This is a genomic window from Rhodococcus sp. C-2 (assembly GCF_027854095.1).
In the GTDB taxonomy this organism is placed as follows: Bacteria; Actinomycetota; Actinomycetes; order Mycobacteriales; family Mycobacteriaceae; genus Rhodococcus_F; species Rhodococcus_F qingshengii.
In genome coordinates this window covers 431,150-451,419 of record NZ_JAQGFI010000003.1, presented here as the reverse complement: position 1 = coordinate 451,419, position 20,270 = coordinate 431,150, and the positions used below count along the sequence as shown (strand labels likewise).

Below are 20,270 nucleotides of genomic sequence, written 5' to 3'. Positions count from 1 at the left end.
TCACAGCCACGTAAGTGGGTGGACGCTGCGCCCGGTTTCCGTGTCCGTCGCGGCAAGATACACATCGACGCGCTCAGCGGTCAGAGCCTTGCTGATGTGGTAACCCTGGACCAGGTCACACCCGACCCACTGGACGCGGCGGAACTGCTCGATGGTCTCCACGCCCTCGGCCAACGATTTCATACCGAGGGCCGCGGCCAATTCGACAATGGACTTCACCACGGACATCTTCGGATCGTCCGAGTCGGTGACCAGCATTCGATCGATCTTGAGAACGTCGATTGGAAGTCTCTGGAGCGTGGCGAAGGACGAATAGCCGGTGCCGAAATCGTCGAGTGCGACGGTGACCCCGAGCTCACGCAGCTTGTAGAGATCCCGGATCGCGCGATCGTCCACAACACCTGTCTCGGTGATTTCGAGCTGCAGCAGTTGCGGAGGCAAGCCCGAATCCGTCAGCGCTTTCTTCACCATCGCACCGAACTCTCGCGACACCAACTGCACTGGTGAAACATTGACCGAGACGCCGATTCCGGTCGGCCACCCCGCAGCAGCGGCGGTCGCCATCGCCATTGCCTGCGCGCCGAGGGGAATGATCATTCCGGTTTCCTCCGCCACCGAGATGAACTGGCTGGGCCCGATGAGGCCGCGGCTGGGATGGTTCCACCGAAGAAGAGCCTCGAAGGCCACCACTTCACCGGTCTGAGTGTCGACCTGAGGCTGGTAATGGAGATCGAACTGCCCTTCCTCGATCCCTCTGTCCAGCTCGTGCAACGCCGTCGCCCGCGCCGATGCCCTCGCCCGCAGCAGCGGTGAGAACTTGCCCACTCGATTGCGCCCCGTCGACTTCGCTTCGTACAGAGCCAGATCCGCCAGCATCACCAATCCGTCGGCGTCCGTCGAATCCTCGGGCGCGCTCGAGTAACCGATCGTGGCCCGCACTTCGATCCGATTGCCTTCGACGAAGAATGGTTCGTGCAGCACTTCCAGGTACCGATCGAAGATCACACCGGGATCGTCGCGCGAAGACGTACAGACGATCAGCCCGAATTCGTCACCGCCCATCCGCGAGCACATGTCCGAACCGATCACGTCGCGAAGGCGTTTCGTGACTTCGAGAAGTAATTGGTCCCCGATCGGATGGCCAAGGGTGTCGTTCACCGATTTGAAGTTGTCGAGGTCGAGAATCCCGACGAGAACCTGCTTCTCCGGCACGCGGGAATCGATCGCTTCCTCGAGCGCCACTCCGAACGCACGACGGTTCGGTAACCCGGTCAACGAGTCGGTGGCCGCAAGGCGAAGGATCTCCTGCTCGTGGACATACCTCTCCGTGATGTCGGAACCGACACCGCGCCAACCCAGAATCACGCCGGATTCGAGGACCCGTGGATTGCCGGAAAGAGACCACCAGCGTCGCCTACCGTCGACATGCACCGGCACGACAGTGTCCCGGAAGGGAGCACTCGATTCGAGTTTGTCGATCATCTGGGCCGCGGCCGCACGCCCCTCTGGACTCGATGCGATCTGGAGTCTGGTGAGGAGTTGTCCGAAGGTGAGTTGCTGCAACTCGTCCACCGTCATACCTGCGACCTCGGCGAGACGTGCCGAGGTGTGGGAGAACCGGCCGTTGGTGTCGCATTCCCACAGCCAGTCGCGGGAACCGCCCTCGAAACCGTCGAGCAACAACGCCACAGTCTGACGCTCGGATTCCGCCTGAAACTCTGCGAGACAACGTCTCTGGAAAGAGGCCGACAGATAGACCGCCCCTACGGTGAGCGCAAACATGTAGATGCACAACTGAATCGCAAGTATGCGAAAGTGTGGTTCGGCGTGGACGACGAGAACAGTGAAGACGCCGAGGCCGTGAATGTAGATCCAGGTCAGGCTCACCGATCTCAGACTCGAGAACGTCACGGTCCCGGCGCCCATGATCCCGGCCATCGTCGCGATCAGAACCAAGTCGTGGAAGACGTCCATGTCGTGAAAGAGCAGAGCGAAAAGTGTGACGTCGAGGGTCGCGACCACGATCACTTCGACGAGCAGACCCACGTAGTCGTAGCGCGGGGTGTGCTTCGACGGCCGCCAGCGAAGGGGAATCCATACTCGGATCGAATTCGCGAGGACGAGAAAGATGAGGGCGCCACCCAACCACCTGAGCGTCTGACGTCCGGGCGGGACGGTGTAGGTCAGAATCACGACCAAACTCGCCATGTACGCAAGATTGGCGAACGGCGCGACGGCTGCGGCTTCGTCTATCTGACGGCGAAACAGGCTGTTGCAGTCGGCCTCCGAAGCAGGATCTTGCCTGCCCAATCGACTCGGACGGCTCATCAGCGAGGCATCCCGACATCTGCGCAGGCGCCATCAGCGGGCGTCGAATCCGCTCGCCTGGCCATCCGAACCTCCCCTGGCTCCCCACCGAACCCTTATCCGGTGAAACGTCAGTGTTTCAGACTCGCTGCTTGTTTCCTTCACAACGGTAGCCATCTGACGAATCGATTGTGCGCAGATCACTATATCCAGAGGTCGTTCCGTCGATCGTCCAGGTCGATCCGCGATTGCTGATTCTTAGCTCGAACCACGTTTGTCGCCGACCGCGACGCGGGGGATTCGAGCGGTCGGGAACAACGCGGCGATCGCGAGCAGCGCTGCCACGGCAAAAGCGACACGCAACGCGTCCAGCCTGGCTTCTTCGTTCACGTCCACGATCGCATCCGCCGTGGACTCGGCGACGCCGGCGTCATCGAGAGCGGATCGGAGTTGCGTCGTCGACAGGAACGGCACGCCCGAGGCCATGTCGGTGCTCGCTTGCTGCTGCACCGATGTCGGAACCGCCGGATTGTCTTCGATTCCGGCGATCGCCGACGTCGTGAGAGTGGCAATGAGAACCGATCCGATCAGGGCAGTTCCCAAGGAAGCGCCGAGGTTGGTGGCGGTGTTCTGCAACCCGCCGACCTCGGTGCTGCGCTCGTCCGGGACCGAGGACACCGTGACGGCTCCGAGCTGCGAAGACAGGCACCCCAAGCCGAAACCCATGAACAGCATGGGAATCATCACGATCGCCGCATTGGCGCCGGGATCCATGCCTGCAACGAGCATCAGAATGCCGACGACCATGACCAACAATCCGACTCGGACCACGCGTCGCGGGTTCGCGGTAGGCCGTAGCTTCGGAATACCGATCGCCGCCACGACGAGCGCCGCCGACAACGGCAGGATGCGAACTCCCGTCTCCAGGGCACTGAGCTCCAGAACTACGGACAAGAACAACGGGACCGCGAAGAACACGCCCGCCTGGACCAGAAACTGCGCGAAGAACATGGAAAGTCCGCCACTGAGCTCGCGGTTTCGCAGCATCGCCGGATCAAGCAACGGCTCCTTCCCCGCAGCGGCCAGGCGTCCCTCCCAGCGCAGGAATCCGTACACGACCAGGAGCCCGGCGATCAGCAGCCACACCACCGGGGAAAGCCCGACCAACTGCGGTCCGTCGGGTTTGGCCTGCACCCAACCCCACTCGCTCGAGCGCAGTACACCGAAGACGATCATGCCCAGTCCCACCACGGACAAGATCGATCCGACGTAGTCGAGGCGCGACTTCGACGGTGGGACGTCGACCACCTTGCTGAGCACCAGCAAGATCAGGACAACGATCACGACTTCGCCGACGAACACGTAACGCCATGACGCAAATGTCGTCGCGGCGCCGCCGATCAGCGGCCCGACCGCCACGGCCATCGCGCCGGCGGCAGCGACCAGACCGTAGGCAGCCGGGCGCTTCTGAGCCGGAAAGTTGGTGGCGACGAGCGCGACGATCGCGGGCATGATGAGTGCCGCACCGACGCCTTCGAGGAACGACCATCCGATCAGCAGGACCGCAAGATTGGGAGCGAGCGCCGTTGTCAGAGAACCTGCGCCGTAGATGATCAAGCCGAGCGCGAAGGCCCGGCGACGACCCATCATCGACCCCAGCTTGCTGCCCGTGATCATCAGCGTCGCCATGACCAGGGTGTACAGCGTGATCGCGGTTTGAATACCGGTGATGCTCGTGCCGACGTCCTCGGCGACGGTTGCCATCGAAACGTTCATGACCGAACTGTCCAAGGTCATCAGGAATTGGCTGGATGCCAACACCGTGAGAACCAGTCCTGAACCCGCTTGCGTCGTCGAACCAGCAACCTGTCCGTCACCCATCGTGCGGGTGTACCCGGTGTTCAGGTCCTCGAAGCAGACCGGTCAGTGCTGTTCGAGGCTGAGCTGATCCGCCCAAGCCGACACGTCCCCGCGTTCCAGAGCCACCGCCAGCAGTTCCGGAAACTTGTCCGGCGTGCACGCAAACGCGGGAATCCCGAGGGCACTCAGCGACGCTGCATTGTCGTGATCGAACGACGGTGCCCCGTCGTCCGAGAGTGCCAGTAGAACCACGACTTGAACGCCGGAGTTCTTCATGGCGGCCATGCGGCGCAACATCTCGTTGCGAATACCGCCCTCGTAGAGGTCCGAGATCAGAACGAACATCGACTCGGCAGGACGCGAGATCAGTGACTGGCTGTACGCGATTGCGCGGTTGATGTCCGTGCCCCCACCAAGTTGGGTCCCGAAAAGGACGTCGACTGGGTCGGACAGTTTGTCCGTCAGGTCGACGACGGCAGTGTCGAAAACCACGAGCGAAGTCTTCAGCGCCTGCATCGACGCCAACACCGCGCCGAACACGGATGCGTAGACGACGCTGGACGCCATCGAACCCGATTGGTCGATCGCCAGGACTACGTCGCGCTGCACGGATTTCGACTTGCGGCCGTATCCGACGAGCCGCTCGGGGACGACGGTTCGATACTCCGGAAGGTAGTGCGACAGATTTGCTCGGATGGTTCGGTCCCAGTCGATGTCACGCAACTTCGGATTCGACGTTCTGGCCGAACGATTGAGAGCCCCGGTCACCGCGGCCTTCGTTTTTTGCGCGATTCGCTCTTCGACTTCCCGAACCACCTTGCCGACGACCATTCGAGCAGTTGCCTTGCTGGCCTCCGGCATGACCTGGTTGAGGCTCAGCAGCGTCCCGACCAGATGCACATCGGGCTCGACGGCATCGAGCAGTTCCGGTTCGAGCAGCAACTGCGCCAAACCCAGTCGGTCGATCGCGTCCTTCTGCATCACCTGCACCACCGTGCTGGGAAAGTACGTCCGGATATCGCCGAGCCATCTGGCGACGGACGGAGCCGACGCCCCCAATCCGGCTGAGCGGCGTCGCCCCTTGGTCGGGCCGGACGAATCGTAGAGTGCGGCAAGAGCTGCATCCATTCGACGCTCGCCCGGTTGGCCCAGCCCACCCGTCGATTCTTCGGCGGATTCCCCGAGCATCAGTCTCCAGCGTCGAAGGCGCTGATCGTCGTCGCTCATGCGCCCACCCCCAAGATGTCCGCAACGACCGCCATTGCCGCTCTGCCGCGTCGAGCATCGGTCTCCACTGTCGTTTCGACGCGTCGGCCGCCTCTGACCGCCTGACCGATCGCTCGACGCTCCCCCGCCTCGAACGCTCCGAACGTACGTCGAAGCAGTGGAAGCGTGTCGATGAAGTCCTGCTCACGAAGTTGGCGAACCCACGTGTCGATCAGCGTGAGCAACGCTCGATCGTGAACGAGCACAAGCCCTCCTCCACCGAGAAACCCGTCGACCCACCCGGCTTTGGCGGTCGGCGTGCTTCCCACGGACAGGGCCCGAGACAAGCGCTGGGCTGCAGCGGTTTCCGTGATCGAACCGCTGTCGCGCAGTAGCCGCACCATCCGGCCGACGAGTAATCCGTTGACGTCGTCACGGTCGATCACGCCGGCCATGGCCTGCAGCCACCGTGCGCTCGCATCGCGATCGTCACGAACCATGACTGCCGAGTGAACCTTGTCGAGGTGTTCGCGAAACTCCTCGGCACTGGGATCGTCCAGGCCCGTGACGGCGACTGCGAGGCCAGTGCAAATGCGGATCAACAGGCTGTCGGCGACGTCGACCAATGCCGACACGTCGGTTCCGCGCACATCGCCGTACCGCAGCGTTCGCGTCAGCGTGGGCAGCGCCGCCATCAGGTGCGACACGTCATGATCCAGTGCCGCAACCGTTTTCACACTTTCCAGCACAGCGGACAACGCTGCCGGCAGGTTCGCCAGGAGCGAGTTCTCCAGTAGTCCGATCAGTGACGCGAGAGAGATGTCCGGCTCGTTGATCTTCGAGACGACACATGATGTTGCCGCTGCAACCACCGTCGTGCCCCACAGCGACGCCTCGATCACCGAGACCGAGAATTCGGGCTTCCATTGCAGCGCCCAAGTCTCCCGGAACGTTCCGGTGGAACGGACCTCACTGTCGGCCGGGGTTCCCCAATCGATCTCGAGGATCCCCAGTCGGTGCAGGAACTGGGAACGCTCGACGTCGATGTCGCGTCGCAGGTCCAGATCGAGAGTCTTTGCTCCCGCTTGTTGTCTGAGCCGCAAGGTCTTCGAGCGTGCGCGCAGGTCTGCTTCGAGTGGGACTGTCGGCGTTTCCTCGGGCACCGCGCCCAGCGCTTCGCCCACAACCAATCTTCGCGTGATCAGATCCAGAAGAACGTCGTTCCCGTCGCACATCACCGACCTCGTTGCCTCGGTGACCTCCGACAATCCCGCCAAGGGTCGAGAACGCAGTGCCGCCAACGTATCTGCCAACCGGACAGCTTCGATGACGTGAGCACTCGAGATCGGAAGGTCCTCGTCCCTGAGCACCCGCGCAACTTTGGTGAGCCACCGCGTGATCGTCTTGTCGTTCGCGGTGAACAGGTGGTGATACCAGCCCGGCGAGGTGATTCCGGCGCCGTAACCCGATGCCGACGCCAGGCGTGAGTGAGTCCAGGGAACCCACGTCAGCGAGGTCTTGACTTTGGACATTCCTTTGAGGATGCGAGCATCGGGTGCCGCCGGCCCCAAGGCTCCGACCAACGCCGGCGCGTGCCAGGCTCCGCAGACGACCGCTACCCGCTCAGCGCCATCTTTCAACGTCTTTCGCAGCACCTGACGCATATACGCTTCGCGATGCGCTGTCTCCTCGTCGATCGGCACTGTCTCACGCAGCGCCTCCATCGCCTCGGTGATCGCATCGAAAGAATCTGCGCCCGAGCTCGATTCGATCACCGAATCCCACCAGCGTTCGGTGTCGTCGAAACCCGCGGCCGCGGCCAGTTCCGACAGAGGATCGCCCTCGCGGACAGTACGAATCCCCTGATCCGCCAACACGTTGAAGGCGGGCAGATCGCAGAACCGTGCCTGCACACCGTTCTTCGCAGCCCACTGCAGCGCTTGCCATTCGGGTGAGAACACAGCAAACGGCCAGAAGGCCGCCTTCGACGGCTCGCCAGTGGCGTACGCGAGCAACGCAATCGGCGGTTTCATCGATTCCGACGCCGCCAGCATCACCAACGGGTCTGCGTCCGAAGGCCCTTCGATCAGGACGACGTCAGGCGAGAACTCTTCCAGACCCTGCCGAACCGAACGAGCAGATCCCGGGCCGTGGTGACGGATACCGAAGACCCGGACACGCAGGTCCGGAATCACGATGGTCACCCGGTGACCTCGCGGCACGCCCGGTAGAAGTCGGACCACTCGCCGCGTTCACGCACTACTGCCTCGAGGTACTCGTTCCACACCACCTTGTCTGCGACCGGATCCTTGATCACCGAACCCAGGATTCCGGCAGCGACGTCGGATGCCCGCAGTACGCCGTCCCCGAAATGCGCAGACAACGCCAAACCGTTGGTGACCACCGAGATCGCCTCCGCCGTCGACAGAGTTCCGGACGGGGACTTCAACTTGGTGCGGCCGTCGGTGGTCGCGCCTGATCGCAGTTCCCGGAACACGGTGACGACCCGGCGAATTTCCTCGGCTGCTGCGGGGGTTGTCGGCAATTCCAGTGCTGCGCCCAACTGTTCGACTCGACGTGCCACGATGGCCACCTCGTCTTCCTCGCTGGCCGGCAACGGGAGGACTACGGTATTGAACCGTCGACGCAGTGCGGACGACAGATCGTTGACACCGCGATCGCGATCGTTGGCGGTAGCGATCAGATTGAAGCCCTTGGCTGCCTGCACCTCGATGCCCAGTTCCGGCACCGGCAACGTCTTCTCGGAGAGAATGGTGATGAGAGCGTCCTGCACGTCGGCCGGGATACGCGTCAACTCTTCGACGCGGGCGATCTTCCCGCTTTCCATCGCCGTCATCACGGGAGAAGGCACCAGCGCACCGGCGGTCGGCCCCTCGGAGAGAAGACGTGCGTAGTTCCAGCCGTAGCGGATAGCTTCCTCGGGCGTACCCGACGTGCCTTGAACCAGGAGCGTCGACGCACCCGAGATTGCGGCCGAAAGGTGTTCGGAGACCCAGGTCTTGGCCGTACCGGGAACCCCCAACAGCAGTAGCGCCCGGTCGGTGGCAAGAGTTGCGACGGCCACTTCCATCAACCGCCGTGGACCGACGTACTTCGGCGAAATGACGGTTCCGTCGTCGAGAGTGCCACCCAACAGATACGTCACGACGGCCCAGGGCGACAAGTTCCACGACGGTGGACGCGGACGAGCATCCTGCGCGGCCAGTGCTTCGAGTTCGAGCGCGTACTCCTGCTCTGCGTGGGGCCGCATCAGCCTTGCCGGTTGCGCGAGCTTTTCCGGTTCCGTGGTGTGCACGGTTACGCTGTCAGTCATGTGAGCTCCTCGAGCAGGGTCTTGCGGTGGGTGATGGCGCTGGCAGTTCTGGCGAAGGTCTGCCGCCAGTCCGTGTCACGTGCACGTTCCGCCGCACGCTCCAGCAAAGTTACTGCGCTGTAAGGAAATCGAGTCTCGGCCAGGCGCAGCGATGCGACGTACTTGTAGCGTGAGAATTCGCCGGCCTTGGCGCCTCCGTCGGCACGTCTGGCCGCAACTCGTTCCCACTGGGCCACCACTGCCCGGGTGATGTCCTCGGGCCATGGACCTCGCAGAGCGTCGTAGATCGCTGCCCGGCCCGGGTGCAGAACATTGGCGTCGCCGTTTCCGGACCTCAACAGATCAGCCAGCGCCTTGGCCGGCACCAACGGGAGCACGCGTCGATCGGTGGCGGTGCCGCGCATACGAAAGAGTTCCAGCGCCCATTCCGTATTGTTCTGCGCGACTGCGGCGGTGGACCACGCGTCGTGAAGGATCGGCTCCCAGCTTTCGTCAACGCTCATCCCCAAGACCTTGCCTGGTCCACCGATCATGTTGTTCCACAGAGACAACGGCGCAGAACTGATCGCCTGACGCACATACTCGGCACGATAGTCGGTGTGTGGATTCGGCCGGTCTTCGATGCCGTCTCGCCTCGCCGCTGAATCGACTTCCTCAGGCGGGACGATGACGAGCGTGGACCGAACGAGTTTCCTTTCCACCCGCACCCATTTCCGAACCCGAGCAGCCATTCTCTCCCCGAACTCCGATTCGGGGAGTTGTCCGAGTACTTCCACTGCCGCGCGTCGCACGTCCTTGCGACGGTCGTCGAGGGCTTCCTCCAACAATGGTTGATCATCCGCGCTCAGTCCGTTTGCCAGCGCCGCGACGAAGGCAGCCTTCTGTTCGCCCCGCTCGGTGGCCCAGGACTTTCGGAGTTCGGCCAACGCCAGCGCGGGATCTGTTCGACGAGTGTCCATCAGCCACTGTGTGCGCTGCGACGAACTTCCGTGACGCCACACGTCCGGGTTGGCATCCCTGGTTCGGACGAGTTTGCTCCACTCGGGGTTTTGCGCGGCAAGCCATCGACCACGCTCGCCGACCATCTGCAGGATGCTCTCCCGGTGAGCTTCACTTGCACGTGCAAAGGAAAGCAACTCGGCGACCAGATGATCAGGCGCACGGTAATTGTGCTCCAACGCGACTGCGAACCATTCGTCGAGCAAGGTCGCCTTGGCCGCGAGCATCGACAGCAGATGCGCCGATGAGGATTCCGGCAGCGTGAATCGAACATCGTCTGGCGCAGATGTCGGCACCGCCGCCGTGGTGGAGCCCGCACCGCCACGGCGGTACGCCCTCTCCAACGCTGCTCCTGCGAGAAGCATCTCGGCAGGATCGCCGTCGAGTTCGCGAGCGTAGCCACGCACTTCAGCCGGCAGCTCCTCGAATGTTGTTGCTGTTCTGGCTGTCCCAAGGAGCGCCGCTGAGATCAATGTACTCACAGCACGATCACCTGCCCTCCCGTGAAAACCGAGATCGGAGTAAGAGCCAGCGCGTTCCACGTTCCGCAGACTGTGACCGGGTAACCGCCGGAAATGCCGAGCAACTTCCACAGAAGATCCGAATCACCCTCTGCCCGAAGCGCTGTGCCCGATTCGTCGACGACAAACCATGATCCGTCGACGAACGACGGGACCACCGAACTGATCACTGCCGGCCACGAGCGCAACCATGGATCCGCGGCGAGGGCATCGGTAAACTGCTGCAACGCAGTGTCGATGCTTCCGAACGGCATGGTTGTGAAGGGCTCCGGTTCTCCGTGCGTGACCCCTATCCGCGCCCGCAATGCCGCGGCACCGGGATAGAAATGAACATCGGCGTTGAGCAGAAACCCGACTGGCGGCGTTTCGGTGGCAAAATTGGGTGACCCGTGGGAGAAGTCGAGCAGCATGGCCCACCGCTTCGAATTCCTGCCGAGCATCCACACCGTTCGGGTGAACAGTCGCTTCTCCTCGGTGATCCCGGAACCGAGAATCATCCAGTTCTCTTTCACCGGAATCGATTCCATCACACTCTCGGTTGAGACCGGATAGCCGACGTGTGCTTTCACCGAATCGGCAAGATCTTCCGGCAACTCGGACAGCTTCTGATGCGCAGCAACCAGCAGGTGCAACCGAGCCAACTCGTCGAGGACTTTCTCAGGCCAGTTCTCGGTAGACGCAACGGTGCCCGCCAAGGCTCGAAGTGTGCCTGCGACACCAGGCGCCTGAGCATCCACCATTCGAGCAGCTACTGCGTCGAAGCCCGCCCAGGATGTGTCCATCGCTGCCAGACCACTGCGGATCTGATCGGTGATCCACAGGTCCAATTCGACGAGACCGCTCGCAACGCGGTCGGCGCGCTTCTGCGCTGTCGCCGGGTCGGGAGCCCTCTTGGGAGCCTCGTCGCCGGTCTCAGCCCTTTCGCCGCGGGTCTCGGCCTTCTCCTCGCGGCGCAACAACCACTCTGCCGCGAAGTCGGCGGGCTCGTCCGCCGACGGCACACGCCCTTCCGACCATTCCACCAACAGCCCCAGAGCATGTTTGCACGGAAACTTTCGACTGGGGCACGAGCACTTGTATGCAGGGCCCCTCAGGTCGACCACTGCTTGATACGGCTTCGAGCCGCTGCCCTGACACAGCCCCCAGAGCGCGAGACCCCTGTTGCCGGCATGGCTCCACGAACCAGCCAACTTGCGCGCAGCGGCCAGCGATGCGGCGTCCGGAGCTACCGACGCCACCTGCCCAGCTGTCCACGGCGAAGTCACTCGACCACAGTATGACAACCCGCTGACATCACAGAGTCAGGCCGATTCGTTGGTGAATAACCCCTTGACTCGAACACATATTCGAATATGATTTCGGGAGGGGATCGGGGGATTCAATGAGTGTCTTGTTGTCGGACGTGGTGTCGGGTTCTGCGGTGGGGTTACGCGGACGGTTGTGGCGGTTGACTGCTGCCGAGTTGCGCGCTGCTGCTGTCGAGGCGAGTGCGGAGATTCTGCGCCTGGAAGCCGTGCGGGTGGCCGTGGTGGACGAGTTGTCGTTGCGGCCGGATGATCAGGTGATTGCCAGCCGCGGAGTGGGGTCCTGGTTGGCGGCCAACACGATGCTGCAGGTTCGGGACGGGAAGAAGATCGCCGCGTTGGGTGCTGCTTTGCGGCCGTTTCCGGCGGTGGCGGCTCGGTTCGATGGCGGGGACTGCTCGTTCGATCATGCCGTGTTGATCGTGGCGTTCTGCGAGTCACCACCGAAAGGCATGCCGGAGGAGGCATTACCGAAGTGCATCGATTTGTTGCTCGCTGCTGCGTCGGGGGTGGAAGCGACGACGACGAAAGTGCGGAACGTGATCGCGACCTTGGAGCGGTTGTTCGAATCGGATGAGATCCCGCCCGCCGAAGATGTCGATCTCAACGAGTTGCGGATCGCGTCGACCTTGAACGGTCGAGTGGTGGTGCGTGGTGATTTCGACGCCCTCACCGGTGAGATGCTGCTGTCGGCGTTGTCGAATCTGACGATGCCCACCCCAGCACCGGATGGAACCCCGGATGCCCGGTCGGCGGCGAAACGCACCGCGGACGGGTTCACCGAACTGATCCGCCGTTACCTGGACTGCGCGAAAACCGGTACCGATGGTGGTCAGCGTCCGCATGTGAACGTGCACATCAATGCTCGGGATCTGGCGGAGCATCGGGATTGTGCCGCACAGTCTTCGGATTCGAGTGATGACGACTCTCTGGACCTGGCCGATCTTGATGTCGGGCACATGCCCTGGCTCGGACCACTGTCCGTGTCACAGACCAGACTCCTCGGCTGCGACTGCTTCCTCTCCACCGTCCTGCTCGACGATCACGGCGCACCGCTCGATGCGAAACCCGGAAAACGATTGGTCACCCCCGAACAGCGAGTGGCGTTGATCGCCCGAGACAGAGGCTGCGCGTTCCCGGGGTGTTCATGTGTGCCTGCCTGGACGGATGCGCACCATATCCGGCACTGGGCGAACGGCGGCCCGACGGTGATGAACAACCTGGTCCTGCTGTGCCGTTCACATCACCGACTGATGCACCGGAAATCCGGGTTCGTCGGCAAATGGGAAATCCGAATCGGCGCCGACAACAAACCCTGGTTCGTCCCGCCGCCCTCGATCGACCCCGGCCAGCACCCACGGCCCGCGAACACCACCTTCAAAACCTGAGGGGTCAAACCTCTTTGGCGACAACAGAACACGGCCAGGCTCCGCATCGGACATCAAACCCCGATACGGAGCCCACAGGCCGTGTCGCGTCCACAACTTTCCACAACTCACGACGTTCGCGCGGGGCGCAAGACCGATCTACCCAACAACTCACAAACCTGCAGGGCCAGAGCAAGATCCAACTTGTCTCGGCCGGCAGCAACTGGATCGCCGAGCGCCTTGTTGATGCGATACTTCACCGTATTCCGGTGCAGATTCATGTGATTGGCAGTGTGCAGATGACTTTCACCATGTGCAAAGTACACACTCAACGTCGTCCGCAAGGATGCAGCAGAGGGCGTATCTTCCGCCAACGGGCCAAGCACCTCCCAGACCCATGACTTCGTCGAATCGATGTTCTCGGACAGAAGTGAGACCACAGCGACGCCGCGGTCTCCGAAGCTCACCACAGGTCGCTGCGGTGTATCCGGGACGGCAGCAACCGAATAGGCGGCGGTTGCCTGTTCGTGGGACCGTTTGAAACCGTCGACCCCTGACCCCGGCAGTCCGATTGCCACCCGCGCCCCGCCGTCCAACGGCACTGCCGCCGCGAGAACCTCCGGATCCGGCGCAGGCACCCGGCGACCGAACGGCAGCCACGCCCACACCGTGCGTCGATCGATGGCGGTGATGATCGGCGGCTTGTCCGCTCCCGCCGCTGCGCCGAGATCACGTACGAGTCGGTCCAGCGTATTGATGCCCATGACGTCGGCATCCCACGTCGACCAGACCACCAGGGCGACGTGGTTCTGACCGAGGCGGTACCCGGTCTCCGCTTCGAAAGCAGCGGTATCTGCGTTGGTGCCGGACAGGAGGGCGTGGATTGCGGCCGAATGGAGGTTTCCCTGCGCTGCCATCCATCGACTGCGTTCCCGCTCGTACGCGTCGAAGACGTAGAGCGTGATCCAGTCGATGTAGCTGTAGACCACGTCCGAAGTGTGTTTCAGGACAGCCAAAGTGAGTCGCGCCGGAATATCCAGTGTGCTGATCTCGTCGTGACAGATCCGCATCAGATCGCCTTGGCCCATGTGATAGGCCCGGACAAGGGAGTTGGACGGGACATCCCGCTGCGCCAGACGCAGCGCGTATTCCACTGCAGCAGTGGTGGGTTGGAGATGATCGATCGGAATGTCGTTGGCCAATACGTGGATGATCGTCGTGATGTTTCCCTGCACGCTGGCCTCGAGCATTTCGAGCAATTTGGCGTCTGCATCCAATTGGTCGATTTCGTGAGCCATCATGAAGGCCATCTCACGCGCGATGTCGGCGCTGCGCTCGTCGAGTCGTCGTGCCAACTCGGCAACCACCGCAAGCACTTCCGGCTCCGCGGCTGCAGGCACTCGGGCGAGGCGCCGCATCGCACCGGCGCCTCGCTCCTTGTGCGATGGACTACTCACAGAACTTCCGCACCCTTTCGTCGCAGGTACTTCAGAGCCGATTCGGCTGCGTTGTACCCGCACATTCCATGTGCTCCGGCACCCGGCGGGGTCGAGGCCGAGCACAGGTAAGTGCCCGCGATCCCCGTGCTGTACGGATCGACTGCGACGCGCGGACGCAAGACAACCTGCAGTTCGGTGTTGGCACCTCCGATGATGTCGCCGCCTACCTGATTCGGATTGTCCTCTGCCAGGTCAGCTGTACCACTGCTCGACGTCGCGACGATCTGCTCCCGGAATCCTGGCGCAAACCTCTCGATCTGACGGATGATCGCCTCCGTAGCGTCGCCGGCGTAACCGTGAGGCACGTGCGCATAGGCATACAGAGGATGAACGTTCCCGGCGGATCGGGTGGGATCAGCCAGGTATTGCTGACCTAGGAGCACGAACGGCCGGTCCGGCATACGGCCTGAATTCGTCTCACGCTCAGCGGCCACGATTTCGTCGAAACCACCTGCCAGATGGACAGTTCCGGCCCGAGCACAGTCCGGATTGGTCCACGGCACATGACCTTCGATCGCAAAATCGACCTTGAATGCTCCGGGAGCCTGCTTGAACTTTCGATAGGCCCTCGCCACTCGACCAGGGAGTCGATCGCCCAGAATTTCGAGCGCACCCCCCGGATTGACATCCAGCAGAACAACATCGGCGTCCGGAATCTCGGAGGCCGTACGAACCCGAACGCCGGTGTCGATCTTGCCGCCGTGATCGAGGAGCATCGCAGCCATCGCGTCGGTGATCGACCGCGAACCTCCCTCGGCAACCGGCCAACCGTAGCGGTGACCAGCAGCAGTGATCATCAATCCCACCGCCGAGGTGGCCGGACGGTTGAGTGGATAGAAGGCGTGTGCGGCAACCCCGCCGAACAGCGCCTTCCCCTTGTCCGTCTTCCACAGTTTGGCGGTCACCGTTGCCGGAAGCAGCGCTCGCGGACCGAAAGCTGCGAGCCGCAGCGGATGGTGCGGAACATTGACGATCGGGCGCATCAGATCGGACGCCAGCGCATCGAACCCAGTCGACAAGTCACCGAACATGCGTTGCCATCGAGGCCCGTCAGCGCCGAGCCCCGCAGCCGTCTGCTCCAGCGAGCGGTACAGGACCCCGGTGTCCCCGTTGTCGAGCGGATGCGCGCAGTCCACCTCTGCCCATCTCCAGATCAGCCCGTATCGCTCGAGGTCCAGCTTGGACAGGTACGGCGAGCCGATACCCATCGGGTGAAACGCCGAGCAGTGATCATGGATCAACCCCGGCACGTCGATCGGACCGGAGCGGGTGCCTCCGCCGATCTGGTCGGCAGCCTCGAGCACCTGCACGTCCACACCGCTACGTGCGAGGTGTACCGCGGCAGCGAGCCCATTGGGCCCGCTGCCGACGACTACGGCCTTTGTCACTTACTCACCTCTTGCTCGCTACCGCTGACCCTCGTACGCATCTTCGGTTCGGAGACAACCTGCGGATCCGTTGCCGCGCGGTCGGCCCGTACGTCCAGTGTCCACTGAACGTCGAACGGAATGGGCCCGTTCGGCAACCACGGCTGTTCGGCGACTGCGTCGGCGACCTTGAAAGTACCTCGTTCGATGACACCGAGAGCGGCATCGATCACCTGGTACTCCTGCGTTCCCTTGTGGATGGGCTGCGATTCGATCCAGGTCACCAGGAACTCACCGGGTGCGAAATTGCAGCGACGCTGAATGGCTGCGATCAACTTCGCGTCGTGCAGGTGCCCGTCACCGAAGTTGAAGGCGACGATGGAGTTGCACATGAACTCTGCTTCCCGCAGTGAGTACGTGTTGATGTCGTCGCCGAGGTGCCTGATCATCAGAGAGAACAGCGCACGCCCCTGGCTGTGCATGGAACGCCAGCCCAACAGCTGATGCAGAACGACATCGGACACATCTTCGGGGTACATCGTCATCAACTGATTGCGCGTATCCGGCGACGGACGCTTGATGAACTGGTCGATCTTGGCTTCAGCGCCCGGCGCGAATGCCCACGTCGCGGATGCCCAGTTGCCGGCGTACTGGCGCATCGACGGCAGGAAGGACACCAGATCGGGTCGAAGGTTTCCGAGGATGGGGAAGAAGGCAAGGGCTGCAACAATTCCCGCGGTAATCCACGGTGAGGACATGGCGCCGAGTCCGTAGCCGTCCCATGCCGGGAATCCCAGGAACAGAAAGACCGAGGCGTAGGCGAACAGAAGATTCCATTCGAGTGGGACGGCAAGCGGGAAGGTCGACGCGATGAACAGATGGAATCCGACCATGAGGATCACGGCGAGGATCGTGAGGGTTTTGTTCGTCGAGAACAGCAGTATCAACGGGGTGACGATTTCGACCATCGTTCCGGCCACGTGTGCGACGCCGCCGCCCAGATGTGAAGGCCGCAGATCCTCCGGGAAATTCCGGTAGTGGGCGCGCTTGATCTTCTTCGACGGGATCCACGGGGTATTGCTGAGCATCGGAGGAACCACCAGCGAGAAATGGCGACCGAACTTCGAGACACCGGCACCGATCCACACCATGACGATCAGCAGTTTGAGCGCCAGGATCATGTCGACGAACGGCAGGAATGTGAAGAAGAAGATCGCCGGCAGGTACTGCTCACTACGGGCAGCGATGAAGGGCACCTTGTCCCGCAACCCGAGAATCACCATGAGTACCAGGAAGGAGTACAAGACCGTCGGGCGCACCAGTCCGGCATTGTCAGCGATTGCCGAGTCGATTCCTGTGGTGTGAACACCGGGGAGAACAGCGGCAACAAGGAGATTGGCGACTGCGGCGACATAGATGAAGACGTCGAACACCGTGCGGGTGTCACCCGAGGTGAGCGGCACTTTGCCCGGCCACGGTGGCAGACGAATGGTGCCGGGGCGGAGCCAGTAGAGAACTCCACCGGTCATCGGCTTGAAGTGGCCGGCGAGCGGCCCCCAGGATCCTGCCAAGCCCAGCATCTCGAGCATCATCGTCCAGATGATGAGTTTCTGGTAGACGATCGGCTGGTTCCACCACGATCCGATGTCGAACCACGAGAGGCCGGAAGTCAAAGTGGCAACGGCTGTTCCAGCTGCCAGGTAAAGGAACAACAGTTTCATGATGTAGACGGTGTGGACCATCTTCGGCGTACCGAAGCCGTAATCCACCCAGTGCGTGGACATGTCACGCAGACGCTCGAGAAACGGCTTGTCCATGAACGTTGCCGGATCGACGGGAGGGAAGTTTCCTTCTTTGAATCCCATGATGTGCTCCTGAAATACGGAATGTGGGCATGACGGATCGACTCGACGGACGTCGTCGAGTTGTGCTGGTACTACGGGGAAGTGACTAGTGAGCGGGAGTTGCGCTCAGAGCTCGTCTCATTCCAGGTTTGTCGATCTTGCCCACCGGGTTTCGGGGAAGCGCATCGACGACGTAGATCGCCACTGGCACCTTTACTCGGGTGAGCAAGGCCGTGACATGTTCGAGCAGTTCGTCTTCGGTGACGGGCGCATCGGGGTAGGCGACAACATAGGCAACTGGCACCTCTCCGTAGACCTGGTGCGGAGCGCCGATGACGGCTGCCTCGAGCACGGAAGGGTGCGTAGCGAGCGAGTTTTCGATCTCCTTGGGGTAGATGTTCTCTCCCCCACGGATGATCATGTCCTTGATGCGATCGACCAGGGTCAGGTAGCCGTCCTCGTCGAGGACTCCGACGTCACCGGTATGCAACCAACCATCCTTGACGGTCTTCGCAGTTTCCTCCGGCTTACCCAGATAGCCACGCATCACGTTGCCACCCTTGATGACCACCTCTCCGGCAGTCCCGGCGGGCGCAAAGGTTCCGTCCTCGGCAAGAATGGAAATCTGCTGGCCGGGCAACGCCGGGCCGACCGTACCGAGTTTGCGCACGCCGTCCACAGGATTGCAGGCCGACGCACAGGTCCCCTCGGTGAGTCCGTAACCTTCCACGATCACGAAACCGAAACGCTGCTCAGCGCGTTCGAGGAGTTCCTTGCTGATCGGCGCCGCACCGCACACGGCAAACCTCAAGGACGACGTGTCGATCGAAGGGTCTTCCGGCTGTGAGGTCAGCATCGCGTAGATTGCCGGCACCGCCGAGAAATACGTGGGGCGAAGCCGCGCGACGTCGTCGAAGAATCTCGAAACCGAGAACTTCCCGGTGACACTCACCTGTCCGCCGACAAGTAAGGGCGTCAAGACGCTGACGCAGATCGCGTTGACATGGAACAGCGGCAGAATCAGCAGGCAGTGATCCGCGCCGGTAACACCGATGTTCTTGCCCATCGACGAAGCCATGAACTGCAGGTTGGCATGAGTCAGCATCACTCCCTTGGGCCGTCCGGTGGAGCCGCTGGTGTAGATGAGCAACGCCAGATCGTCTGCTGCAACATCGATTCCGGGTCGGGGATCGGTCGGCGGCACTGTCGCCAGATCCTCGACGGCCAACACTGCGCGGCCGCCCGAGGGTGCGTCGGCAGTGGCGGTGATGACCAACTCGGCCCCGGAGTCCGCGATCTGGTAGTCCGCTTCGTTCGCGGTGAACATCGGATTGATGGGTGTAGCGGCAGCACCGATGCGCCAGGCAGCCATGATCGCGATCAGCAACTCGACGCGATTGGGCAGCATGATCGCCACCACGTCACCGAGGCCGATTCCGAGTCCAGCCAATTGCGCGGCAACAGCTTCCGTGCGATCTGCGAACTCTTCATACGTGAGTTCGACGTGGTCGTCCCGCAAGCACGGCTTCTGCCCGTACTTCTCTGCAAGATCCCAAGCCAGATATCCGATGTTCGCCACGAGAGTCAGCACCTTTCATTCGTGTGTGACTCAAAACACTATCGGCGTCCTGCGGCCGAAGAAACGGTCCCAGGGGATCAACTTGTCCAGGTTCTTTGTTCCCTGAGCACAACACCACACGTACGGTATGCATCAGTTCGACGGCTGATGCAACACCTCGTGGGCGCGTCTGGTCACCACCTCGGAGATCCGGCGCAAGACAGGTGACGACAGTTTCCACTGCTGCCAGTACAGCGGAACGTCGTCCACGAAGTCCGGATCGAATCCGATCAGCACGCCGGAGCGATCGTCGTCGCCGCGCTGCAGGTCCGGTATCAATCCCCAGCCGTATCCCCGCCTGACGGCGTCCGCGAAGTCTGCCGATGAAGGAACAAGATGACGGGGCGGATCGGCGGGGTGGCCGACCTTTTGATCGAGGTAGCGATCCTGCAGTAGATCCTTGCGATTGAACACAACCAGCGGCGCCTCCGAAAGGGATTCGGCCGTGACACCGTCTGCGAACCAACGACGGCAGAACTCCGCACTCGCCATCGGCCGATACCGCATGATGCCCAAACGGCTGGAGGTACACCCTTGAATCGGTGACGCAACAGAGGTGACGGCAGCCATGACCGAACCGTCGCGCAGTAGTTCAGTGGTGTGGTCTTGATCGTCGAGATGAAAATCGAAACTGACTTCTTGCGTGAACTCCGCGAGGGCCCCGAGAACCCAGGTGGACAGCGAATCGGCATTGACCGCGATCGAGACGCGTGCAAACATCCCTGAACCATTTTCAAGGCCGAGTTCTCGCACGGTGTCACGCGACAGTGCGTCTATCTGACGGGCAAGACGCAGGACTTCTCTCCCCGAATCGGTGACCCGGATGGGTTTGGTGCGCTGCACCAGGATCCGGCCAACCGAGGTCTCGAGACCTTTGATTCGTTGGCTGACCGCCGAAGGCGTGATGTGTAACTTCCGCGCCGCCGCCTCGAAGGTTCCCTCGTCGACCGCGGCGTGCAATGCCCTCAGTTGCTCGAAATCCAACATAATCTGAAGCTACTCTGATGCATCCTAAGAATCATTAGCTGGACTGACTGAAATCCG

13 protein-coding genes are annotated in these 20,270 nt (G+C 62.1%); 1 reads left to right on the top strand and 12 read right to left on the bottom strand.

Going from position 1 to position 20,270, the window contains the following annotated elements:
- The 7 genes from PCS43_RS08610 to PCS43_RS08580 form a co-directional block, all read right to left on the bottom strand.
- Positions 1-2,328 carry a putative bifunctional diguanylate cyclase/phosphodiesterase gene (locus PCS43_RS08610; protein ID WP_204855284.1) on the bottom strand — a complete coding sequence of 776 codons (2,328 nt, stop codon included), beginning with the start codon at positions 2,326-2,328 and terminating at the stop codon, positions 1-3.
- 237 nt (positions 2,329-2,565) lie between these two features.
- Positions 2,566-4,188: an MFS transporter gene (locus tag PCS43_RS08605; protein WP_042446444.1), complete on the bottom strand. Its 1,623-nt coding sequence runs from the start codon at positions 4,186-4,188 to the stop codon at positions 2,566-2,568.
- A gap of 42 nt (positions 4,189-4,230) precedes the next feature.
- Entirely contained in the window at positions 4,231-5,394 is a 1,164-nt protein-coding gene (locus PCS43_RS08600) for a VWA domain-containing protein (RefSeq protein ID WP_047269390.1), read from the bottom strand.
- On the bottom strand, positions 5,391-7,577 hold the full coding sequence (locus PCS43_RS08595; protein WP_083197594.1) for a DUF5682 family protein: 2,187 nt from the start codon (positions 7,575-7,577) through the stop codon (positions 5,391-5,393). Before PCS43_RS08595 ends, PCS43_RS08600 begins: the two co-directional genes overlap by 4 nt.
- Positions 7,574-8,707, bottom strand: coding sequence for an ATP-binding protein (locus PCS43_RS08590; protein ID WP_054826908.1), 1,134 nt, complete (start codon positions 8,705-8,707; stop codon positions 7,574-7,576). Before PCS43_RS08590 ends, PCS43_RS08595 begins: the two co-directional genes overlap by 4 nt.
- A complete protein-coding gene (locus PCS43_RS08585) occupies positions 8,704-10,188 on the bottom strand; it encodes a DUF5691 domain-containing protein (protein ID WP_064687866.1) in 1,485 nt (494 codons plus the stop codon). Before PCS43_RS08585 ends, PCS43_RS08590 begins: the two co-directional genes overlap by 4 nt.
- The gene (locus PCS43_RS08580) at positions 10,185-11,492 is read right to left on the bottom strand and encodes an SWIM zinc finger family protein (RefSeq protein ID WP_064075021.1); all 1,308 of its coding nucleotides are present in this window, start codon (positions 11,490-11,492) and stop codon (positions 10,185-10,187) included. The genes PCS43_RS08585 and PCS43_RS08580 overlap by 4 nt, the downstream gene beginning before the upstream one ends.
- 116 nt (positions 11,493-11,608) lie before the next feature.
- On the opposite strand from PCS43_RS08580, the gene PCS43_RS08575 reads away from it, so the two are divergent.
- Complete coding sequence (locus tag PCS43_RS08575; protein ID WP_209910247.1) at positions 11,609-12,919, top strand: HNH endonuclease signature motif containing protein; 1,311 nt, start codon at positions 11,609-11,611, stop codon at positions 12,917-12,919.
- Positions 12,920-13,026: 107 nt separating this feature from the next.
- Here the strand turns inward: PCS43_RS08575 and PCS43_RS08570 are convergent, their stop codons facing one another.
- The 5 genes from PCS43_RS08570 to PCS43_RS08550 all read right to left on the bottom strand — a co-directional run bounded on the left by PCS43_RS08570 (position 13,027) and on the right by PCS43_RS08550 (position 20,213).
- Positions 13,027-14,316, bottom strand: a complete 1,290-nt coding sequence (locus PCS43_RS08570; protein ID WP_030536101.1) for a PucR family transcriptional regulator — start codon at positions 14,314-14,316, stop codon at positions 13,027-13,029.
- A gap of 35 nt (positions 14,317-14,351) precedes the next feature.
- Entirely contained in the window at positions 14,352-15,785 is a 1,434-nt protein-coding gene (locus PCS43_RS08565; protein WP_209910250.1) for a phytoene desaturase family protein, read from the bottom strand.
- Positions 15,782-17,629 carry a DUF3556 domain-containing protein gene (locus PCS43_RS08560; RefSeq protein WP_042451545.1) on the bottom strand — a complete coding sequence of 616 codons (1,848 nt, stop codon included), beginning with the start codon at positions 17,627-17,629 and terminating at the stop codon, positions 15,782-15,784. Before PCS43_RS08560 ends, PCS43_RS08565 begins: the two co-directional genes overlap by 4 nt.
- Before the next feature lie 85 nt (positions 17,630-17,714).
- On the bottom strand, positions 17,715-19,187 hold the full coding sequence (locus tag PCS43_RS08555) for a class I adenylate-forming enzyme family protein (protein ID WP_054826947.1): 1,473 nt from the start codon (positions 19,185-19,187) through the stop codon (positions 17,715-17,717).
- 132 nt (positions 19,188-19,319) lie between these two features.
- Positions 19,320-20,213: a LysR family transcriptional regulator ArgP gene (locus PCS43_RS08550; RefSeq protein WP_030536105.1), complete on the bottom strand. Its 894-nt coding sequence runs from the start codon at positions 20,211-20,213 to the stop codon at positions 19,320-19,322.
- Between the last annotated feature and the right edge of the window lie 57 nt (positions 20,214-20,270).